This window comes from Mucilaginibacter pineti, assembly GCF_900101875.1.
GTDB classification, from domain to species: Bacteria; Bacteroidota; Bacteroidia; order Sphingobacteriales; family Sphingobacteriaceae; genus Mucilaginibacter; species Mucilaginibacter pineti.
This window is the reverse complement of the sequence record NZ_FNAI01000034.1, coordinates 1-8,884: the sequence shown is the minus strand read 5'-3', so window position 1 is coordinate 8,884 and position 8,884 is coordinate 1. Positions and strand designations below refer to the sequence as shown.

Below are 8,884 nucleotides of genomic sequence, written 5' to 3'. Positions count from 1 at the left end.
CCGGTATTTGAAAAATTGTTTAGCATTGCTGAATACAGTAATTTGACAAAGGAGGAAAAAACGATGTACGATAACAGCTTAAAACATAAATGGGACAACAAGAACGTGCTGGACTATGCGGTAAAAGAAGCAAAGTTAGAAGAAGCAAAAGAGATTGCACGTGAAATGAAAAAGGACGGTCTGCCGATGGCACAGATTGTAAAATTCACAAAGCTTTCTGTTGAGGAAATAGAAAAATTGTAACCAATAGCCCCCTTAATATATTACGAAAGTCTCTGCATTAAAAAACAGGGACTTTTTTTGTATTTTTGATTGTTGCACATATATGAATACATCACTTACTCATTTACCGGAAGCCAAGCAAAAAGAACTTGCTGAGATTTTGGAGGTTATTAAGCAAGAAGCTAAGCCTGTAAAGATCATACTGTATGGTAGTCACGCTCGTGGCGATTGGGTCGAAGATATTTATGTTGAGCATAGAGCCGTGTTTAGCTATATCAGCGATTATGATTTTCTCGTAGTTATAAAAAAAAATGGCGAAAAAGAGTACGAGATAATTAGCAAGATTGTAAATAGAACAAAGAAATATAAAAATTCTGTCCGGCCTATTGTTCATGATATAGATTATGTGAATTATGGTTTAGAACGGGGGCAGTATATTTTTAGCGATATTATAGCAGAGGGTGTTTTACTGTATGATACTAACGAGTATGAATTTGTTAAAGCGAGGCCGCTAACCCGCGAAGAACAAAAAGAGGACGCTGAGCATTATTACAATGAATGGTGCGAAAGTGGAATAAGACTGTTTGAACATACAAAGTCATCATTTGATTTAGCAATAAAAAAAGGCTTCGTCTTAAATGAAGTTGTGTTTTTCCTTCATCAAACGGTTGAAAAATTTTACGCGGGAATAGCACTCGTATTCAAAGGGTATAAACCAAAAACCCACAGTATAGAGGATTTTCGCACTTACACTAAGTACATTTCTGAAGAACTATATAAGGTATTTTGTTTCCCGCCAGATAACAAAGAGGAAGCCCGACTATTTGATATTTTGCAGAAAAGCTATATCGATGCCAGATATAAACCCAATTATAAAATTTCAAAAGAAGATTTAGAACAGTTGATAAAGAGGGTTGGGAATCTTGAAGCAATTGTTGTAAAACTATGCAATGAGCGAATAAAATCTCTTAGTTAGAATGTTATTTTGGTTGGGGCATGTATGACTTAGGAAATTCGAAGTCCTTGTTTAATAGTTCCTTTGGAGGTAATTGAAGTCCCTTTGCATACTCCAAAAATGTAGTAAAGTTGAAATCCTTTTTCCCATTCTCAATATTACTAATATTGCTTTTTGTAAGATCGCATCTGGCCGCCAGTTGGTCTTGACTTAAACCTTTCTGCTTTCTTAATATTTTAAGGAATTCGCCTATTTCAGTTAACCGAGGAAGATCTCTGTCTTCATTCATTCATGTAGATATATAATTTTGCAATAAAGGGCTTTCAAAAAACTTTTTTGTTATAAGTTCTTGCAACATTCATTCGTGTTTATTATATTTGGTTTTGCAACATTCTGGTGATTAGGCGTGAGAACCAAAACAGCTTAGAATGTTTCCAAGAAACTCGTCTTACAACGGTATAAACAGTACAGCCCCCTTTGCTCAATGGTCGCGTTATTTCTCACGCTCAATCATTTCAGAAGAAAGGGGGCCTGTGCTTTTTGCTTCATCTTGCAAATCCCAGGCACTTAAAAATCGTTTTAAGAACATCATTAAGTCCCCTGATTGAATTGTTGATCAAAACGGCAGCTAATAAGTTAATAGTTAATTCTTTTTCGGCTGCCGTTTCTCGTTTTCTCAGAGCAATCAAGCTTATTTATTAACGCCCGCTTCTAACTTAATTTAATGAAAAAAAATCTACTATTTATAGTACTGGCCACGCTTTGCCTAAATTTTAGTGCGCACGCGCAGGACAAAACCGCTCTAAAAATAGGCGACCAAGTACCTGACATTACCATCAACAATATCCTTAATTATAAAGACGCAAACGGCAACCCCGCCACCACCGCCAAAATCTCCGATTTTAAAGGCAAATTACTGATAATCGACTTTTGGGCGACATGGTGCAGCCCATGCGTTGCCATGATACCTAAAATGGATAGTCTGCAAAAAGAATTTACCGGAAAAGTGCAGTTTCTGCCCGTGGCTTATCAGGGAGAAGCTGAGATTGCGCCTTTTTTAGAGAGATTGGAAAAGCAAAGCAACAGACATTCTAATTTACCGGAAGTTTTTGCCGACAAAGTGCTTGTCAAACTCTTTCCACATACTTATTTGCCGCATTATGTTTGGATAGATAGCAATGGTATAATTAAAGCAATTTCAGGCTTTGAGGACGTAACGGCGGATAATATAAAAGGACTTTTAAAAAATGAGAGAAAGCAGATATCTGAAAAGCATGATGTGACACAAATTCCGTATGACAACCACCTTCCGCTCTTAATTAACAATAACGGCGGGAAAGGACAAAGCCTTTGTTATCATTCCTTACTTACCCAATATGTTGATGGCCTACCAGCTGGTGTTACCCAATATCCGTTAGACTCTATTCGCGGTCTGAAAATTACCGCGCGGAATGTCCCTTTATTGTGGATTTATAGGACGGCTTACGGAGAAAAAAAGGACTTCTTTGCAACCAATCGGATTAAATTGCTTGTTAAGGATACATCCCACATTACAAGCGGACTTAGTGGAGGCCCTTACCTGCAATGGCTAAGAGAGGGTAATGGGTATTGTTATGAGTTGGTTGTACCACCTTATTTAGCAACACAGGCATATCAGATTATGCAACGGGACTTAGCAATGCTTTTTAGCCAATACAAAGCAAAGATTGAAAGCCAAAAAAAGGACTGCCTTGTTCTTATAAGAACTACAAAAAAGGATATGATACATTCTGCTGGTGGTAACCCGGCTGGTGGTTTTGACGCAACAGGTTTTCATCTTCAAAATTTACCGTTAAGTAGTCTTATTCTCCAGTTAAACGTTTATTACATGCAGCTATCGCCCTATCCGGTGATTGACGAAACAGGTTACACCGCTAAGGTAGATATACATATTACAGCGAATTTATCTGATGTAACGTCATTAAATGCCGCCCTTGCCAAATATGAGCTACGATTTATAAGAGCGAAGCGTCAAATCAATGTATTGACTATTAGTGACAATCCTACTAAGCAAATATCATTTTAACACAATCTTCTGTTAATTTAAATAACTTCTCAATGAAAAAATATTTACTCATTATAATCGGGTCTTCTTTCTCGTTATTTTCTGCTGCGCAAACTACGCTCCGCGGACAAGTAACAGAAACTGGCACACACAGGCCATTGACAGGTGTATCAATCGTCATTCAAGAAAGTACAGCAGGTACGATAACCGATACTACGGGAAGGTTTTCGTTGAAAACAGGTCTAACCAATTTGACATTGATAATTTCACATGTTGGCTTTAAACCTGAAAACATAAAAATAAAATCACCGTTTTCTGCGCTTATTGAAATAAGCTTACAGCCACAAAATACCGCCTTACAGGAAGTAGTTGTTAGCACAGGCTACCAAACACTACCAAAAGAGCGCGCAACTGGATCATTTACACAAGTCAGCAATGCCCAACTTAATCGTAAGGTCAGCACCGACATATTGAGCAGACTACAAGATGCTGTACCAGGTCTGATATTTAATCAGATCATCAACGGCCATACCGTTAACAGTAGCATCACTATCCGGGGAGTAAGCACTATTAACGGCAATGCGGAACCTTTGATTATCGTAGACAACTTTCCCTACGATCAGGATATTACCAATATTAATCCGAATGACGTGGAAAGCATTACCGTTTTAAAAGATGCCGCTGCTGCTTCGATATGGGGATCAAGGGCAGGAAATGGGGTGATAGTCATTACTACTAAAAAAGGGAAATATAATCAGGCTCCAAAGGTCAATTTTAATTCAAATATCACTTTTGGTGCCAAGCCCAATCAATTTTACCTGCCCCAAATGACATCTGTAGATTATATCGAAATCGAAAAGAAATTATTTGCTTCCGGCTATTATTCGGCTGCCGAAACTTCTATCAATAAAACGCCGTTAAGCCCGGTTATTGAATTGCTGATCGCCAAAAGGGATGGCACTATGCCCGCTGGTACCGTTGACGCGCAGATCGAAGCATTAAAAAATAACGATGTACGCAATGATTATAATAAATATTTTAACAGGGTAGCCGTAAACCAACAAAACGCATTAAGTGTCAGCGGCGGGAGTAGCAATCAGAAATACTTTGTTTCAGCAGGGTACGACCATAATCTTCAAAACTTAGTCGGCAACCAGTATCAACGGGTAACATTGAATGCCAGTAATACTTATAACCTGTTTAATAATAAACTGGAATTGACAACCAGTATATATTATACGGGAAGCAATACGCAAGATAACAATCCCGGTACAGGTAATCTTGGCCTTTCTTATCAAAATCTTTATCCCTACGCGCATTTAGCCGATGCTAACGGAAATCCTCTGACGATTGCCAGAGATTACCGGCTGTCATTTGCGCAGGCGGCACAGCAACAAGGACTTTTAAACTGGTCTTATCAGCCTTTGGCAGAAATAGGACTGGCCAACAACCATACGGTTGTCACTGATTACCGTATTAATACTGGTTTGACATATCATATCATACCTGGTTTAAATGCTCAGTTATTATACCAATACGGTCATACGGTCAATGATTTCCGTAACCTTAACAGTCAGGATACCTATTACACACGCAATCAGATCAATAACCTTACCGCAGTAGGCTCTAATGGCATACTAACACGGCCTATACCATTAGGCGGCATTTTAGACCTCACTACTGGCGACTTAATCAACCAAGACGTGCGGGGACAACTTAATTATACAAAGGACTGGAAGAAAAATAGTTTAACAGCTATTGCCGGAGCAGAAGTTAGTGACTCGCATAACACAGCAAACAGTTACCGACTCTATGGCTATGACGACGATCATGCAACCAGTCAAGCCATTAATTATACATCCACATTTCCACGTTATGTGAGTTCACAGGCCAATAGTGTAGCGATACCGAACAATGAGAGCGAGTCCGACCTAACCGACCGGTTTGTGTCCTATTATGCCAACGCGGGTTATACTTATGACAATCGTTATACACTATCTGGTAGTCTGCGTTTTGACCAGAGTAATTTATTTGGCGTGAACACCAACCAAAAAGGCGTGCCATTATATTCTGTTGGCTTAGGTTGGAATATCAGCCAGGAATCCTTTTATAAATCGAGTTGGCTACCTTATCTGAAATTGAGGGCTACCTATGGTTATAACGGTAACATTGATAAGAATTTATCTGCTTATACAACAGCTTTATATAACAGCGGAAGCAGTGCTTTAACACTTCAACCTTATGCTACGGTACAAAATCCACCGAACCCTGAATTACGTTGGGAACGTGATAATATTAAAAACCTGGGGTTAGATTTCGCAACTAAAAATAATATAATCAGCGGTACAATAGAATATTACCGGAAAACCGGTCTTGATCTTATCGGTACTACACCGTTCCCCCCATCAAGTGGGATTAGCACCTTTACGGGTAATTTTGCTAACACGTTCGGGCATGGCCTTGACTTGACCATCAATTCAAGAAATATCGACCAACAGTTTAAATGGCTAACCGCTTTTTTTATCAGTTTTACAGCGGATAAAGTTACGAACTATGCTGCCGCAAGTTTAACGCCCGGTTCTTCTATTGTTGATAATGGTTCATATATTCCGGTCGTAGGACAGCCTTTATACAGTATCTACAGTTATCAATGGGCGGGCCTTAATCCGCAAACAGGTGATCCGCAAGGTTATTTAAACGGACAGGCAAGCAACAATTATTCGGCAATCAGAGCAGCAGCCACCAAAGATAACATTGTCTATAATGGCTCCGCACGACCTACCGTTTTCGGCGCTTTTACCAACACGTTTACCTACAAAAATATTTCGTTATCAGCCAATATTAGTTATCGTTTAGGATATTATTTCAGACGCCATTCGATCATGTATGGTACGGATAACGGCTTATCATCGCAACACGGGGATTATGAAAAACGTTGGCAAAAACCCGGTGACGAGGCGTTCACGCAAGTGCCGTCTGTACCCGCAAGTCCAAATTCTTTAAGAGATTATTTTTATACTTGGTCATCCGTATTGGTCGATAAAGCCGACAACATCCGGTTGCAGGACATAAATCTAAACTACACCTTTCTTAAATCTAAACTTCATTGGCTGCCATTTGACAGTGCGCAAATGTACGTTTATGCCAATAATATTTGTCTGCTATGGAAAGCAAGTAAGTCAAGTTTAGACCCCGATTACATTAATGGGCCACCCCCGTCACGAACCATTGCATTCGGTTTGAAAGCAGGATTTTAAAACTTAATTAAAAAGAGCAATGAAAACAATATATAAAATTATCATTACAGGGTTCCTACTGATCGTTTCATCATGTACTAAAGAATATTTAGATAAGAAACCCAATAAAGCTTTGCTGGTTCCCACAACCCTTACAGACTTTCAAGCGCTATTGGACAACACCGGCGTTATGAACGTTGTGCCTGCTATACAAAGGATTGCAGCGGACTATTATTATACTACTAACGCCGGGCTTATCGCCTATGCCAACCCTTTTGAACAAAATAGTTATTTATGGGCAAAAGACGTTTATCAGGGAGCCTCGATGTCGGATTGGAATATACCTTACCAACAGGTATTTTATGCTAACATTGCCCTTGACGGTCTTAATGATATTAAACCTGACGCATCCACACAAATAGATTACAACCGGGTAAAGGGCAGTGCTTTGTTTTATAGGGCCATCGCGTTTTACCACCTTGCCCAACTTTTTTGCAAGCCTTATAATCCCGCAACTGCCTCACAAGATTTAGGCATTCCTATTTCGCTAAGTTCAGACGTAAATGTTCGCCCTGGCAGAGGTACTGTCCAAAAAACTTACAACCAGATCATAACAGACCTTACGGCTGCTGCGTCATTATTACCCGTTACAGCAACTTTAAAAAGCAGACCATCTCGACCCGCGGCTTTAGCGTTGCTGGCAAGGGCTTATCAAACTATGTTAAATTACGATCAAGCCTTAAGCTATGCATCGCAATGCCTGCAATTAAAAAATTCCCTATTGGATTATAATACACTTAGTACTACCTCTTCCAGCCCATTCCCGGCATCTTTACCCAATGGAAACGACGAAGTTTTATTTCATTCAATTACTCTTAGTTATTCGTTCGCCAAGTCAGCGTTAACAGGCATTGATACTCTTTTATATCGCTCTTTTAGTGCCAATGATCTGCGTAAAAGCTTGTTTTTTAATGCCCCGAATGTTAACAATATGATTAGAGCAAAAAACTCTTACGCTGGCACAGCCGGAACGTTTGCGGGAATCGCACTTGATGAAATTTATTTGATCAAAGCGGAATGTTATGCCCGGAAAGGAGATATCAATAATTCAATGAATGACCTGAATATATTATTGGCTAAACGGTATAAGGCAGGAACCTTTGCGTCTTTGACGGCAAGTTCTGCCGATGACGCTTTAGCGAAAATCTTAGTGGAACGAAGAAAGGAGTTGCTTACAAATGTAGGTTTACTTCGATGGACGGATTTAAGACGTTTAAACCAAGAGCCACGCTTCGCCGTCACATTAAATAGGATAATCAACGGGCAGGTTTACACCTTACCGCCTAATGATCCACGATATGTATTTCCAATACCTGACGACGAAATAGCTGGTAGCGGCATTGAGCAAAATATAAGATAGATAAAAGGAACAGGCAATACCCTGCTGTTCCTTTTATCTAAAATGCTTAATTGAGGCTAAATGTGCCTGGTGATTGGTTACTAAGATCACTTATTTGTGTAGGAGTGGTAGCAGAAGTTCCGGTGCAAACGCGGGCTGACTCAGCGCAACTGTAAGTTCCGTCGGCCGGATTATCAGAATTGTCTTCAGCTATGCCTGTTAAATTTACAAACGTGCCGCTGTTGTTACCCCAAAGGGTATCAGTTTCAGCCGAACGGAATGAACTTTGGGTTATGGCTATGCCGCCCCCTAAAACGAGGGCTATAATGCCCATTTTTAAAGCTTTCATATTGAAAAATTAAAAGATAATTTATTATATTTTTGCCTACTCTTTTTTCGGGTTTTCGGCATGTCCTGTGTTACTCACCACCGACAACTGGTCATAGGTGAAAACGGTTGAGGTGTCTAACTTGTTTGATGATTTACTCTCCTTTCTCTGTAATAAATGATTATGCCCGATAACGATAACAGCAAGAAAAATATATTGAACACTATATGGGTCCTGTAAGTCATATGTTCCAGTATGCCGCCACAACTGCATGGGACAACCCTGAAATAATGAGCAAGTACCAATATTATATAACCAGTAAATAGGAACATTAAAGTTAAAGCAAGAAATAGTCCCATAATCCTGGTTTTTGGATAAAGTAAGACGATGGCCACAATTATTTCTGTTACTGGTATAGCCCAAACTAATATATTGGCGACTGGTCTGGGAAAAACTTGTTTCATCATTTCGATACGTGACCTGTCGATGTCAATTAATTTCATTATTGACGCATAGAAAAAAAGTGCAGCCATTAATAAAACAATTACTGTAAGTATTTTTTCCTTTCTCATAATCGGTAGCATTCTTTATGACAACTAAGTTAGAGCCTGTAGTTGTGAAATGGTTATAAAATCCTTTGGTCAAAAAAGAATTTTCAATGACCACCAAAGGATTTTATAACTCTGCTATAATTAAACGT

Annotated in this window: 8 protein-coding genes; 5 read left to right on the top strand and 3 right to left on the bottom strand. The window is 39.3% G+C overall.

The features are described from left to right. Both BLS59_RS30835 and BLS59_RS30830 read left to right on the top strand, forming a co-directional pair. Nucleotides 1-243: Rpn family recombination-promoting nuclease/putative transposase (locus BLS59_RS30835; protein WP_240315408.1), on the top strand; the 243-nt coding region annotated here is incomplete at its 5' end. 82 nt (nt 244-325) lie between these two features. Then, nucleotides 326-1,198 (top strand): HEPN domain-containing protein, encoded by an 873-nt coding sequence (locus BLS59_RS30830; protein ID WP_091157857.1) that lies wholly within the window; start codon nt 326-328, stop codon nt 1,196-1,198. 4 nt (nt 1,199-1,202) lie between these two features. Here BLS59_RS30830 and BLS59_RS30825 read toward each other — a convergent pair whose 3' ends face one another. Next, nucleotides 1,203-1,466: a helix-turn-helix domain-containing protein gene (locus tag BLS59_RS30825; RefSeq protein WP_091157855.1), complete on the bottom strand. Its 264-nt coding sequence runs from the start codon at nt 1,464-1,466 to the stop codon at nt 1,203-1,205. A gap of 435 nt (nt 1,467-1,901) precedes the next feature. On the opposite strand from BLS59_RS30825, the gene BLS59_RS30820 reads away from it, so the two are divergent. The 3 genes from BLS59_RS30820 to BLS59_RS30810 are packed head-to-tail and all read left to right on the top strand — an operon-like array spanning nt 1,902 to nt 7,877. After that, nucleotides 1,902-3,242 (top strand): TlpA family protein disulfide reductase, encoded by a 1,341-nt coding sequence (locus BLS59_RS30820; protein WP_091157853.1) that lies wholly within the window; start codon nt 1,902-1,904, stop codon nt 3,240-3,242. A 32-nt stretch (nt 3,243-3,274) separates the two neighbouring features. Next, nucleotides 3,275-6,478, top strand: coding sequence for a SusC/RagA family TonB-linked outer membrane protein (locus tag BLS59_RS30815; RefSeq protein ID WP_091157851.1), 3,204 nt, complete (start codon nt 3,275-3,277; stop codon nt 6,476-6,478). A 19-nt stretch (nt 6,479-6,497) separates the two neighbouring features. Beyond that, the gene (locus BLS59_RS30810; RefSeq protein ID WP_091157849.1) at nt 6,498-7,877 is read left to right on the top strand and encodes a RagB/SusD family nutrient uptake outer membrane protein; all 1,380 of its coding nucleotides are present in this window, start codon (nt 6,498-6,500) and stop codon (nt 7,875-7,877) included. 46 nt (nt 7,878-7,923) lie between these two features. Here the strand turns inward: BLS59_RS30810 and BLS59_RS30805 are convergent, their stop codons facing one another. Next, nucleotides 7,924-8,205, bottom strand: a complete 282-nt coding sequence (locus BLS59_RS30805; RefSeq protein WP_091157848.1) for a hypothetical protein — start codon at nt 8,203-8,205, stop codon at nt 7,924-7,926. 116 nt (nt 8,206-8,321) lie between these two features. Continuing rightward, nucleotides 8,322-8,756, bottom strand: coding sequence for a MauE/DoxX family redox-associated membrane protein (locus BLS59_RS32795; protein WP_162842831.1), 435 nt, complete (start codon nt 8,754-8,756; stop codon nt 8,322-8,324). Nucleotides 8,757-8,884: the final 128 nt, after the last annotated feature.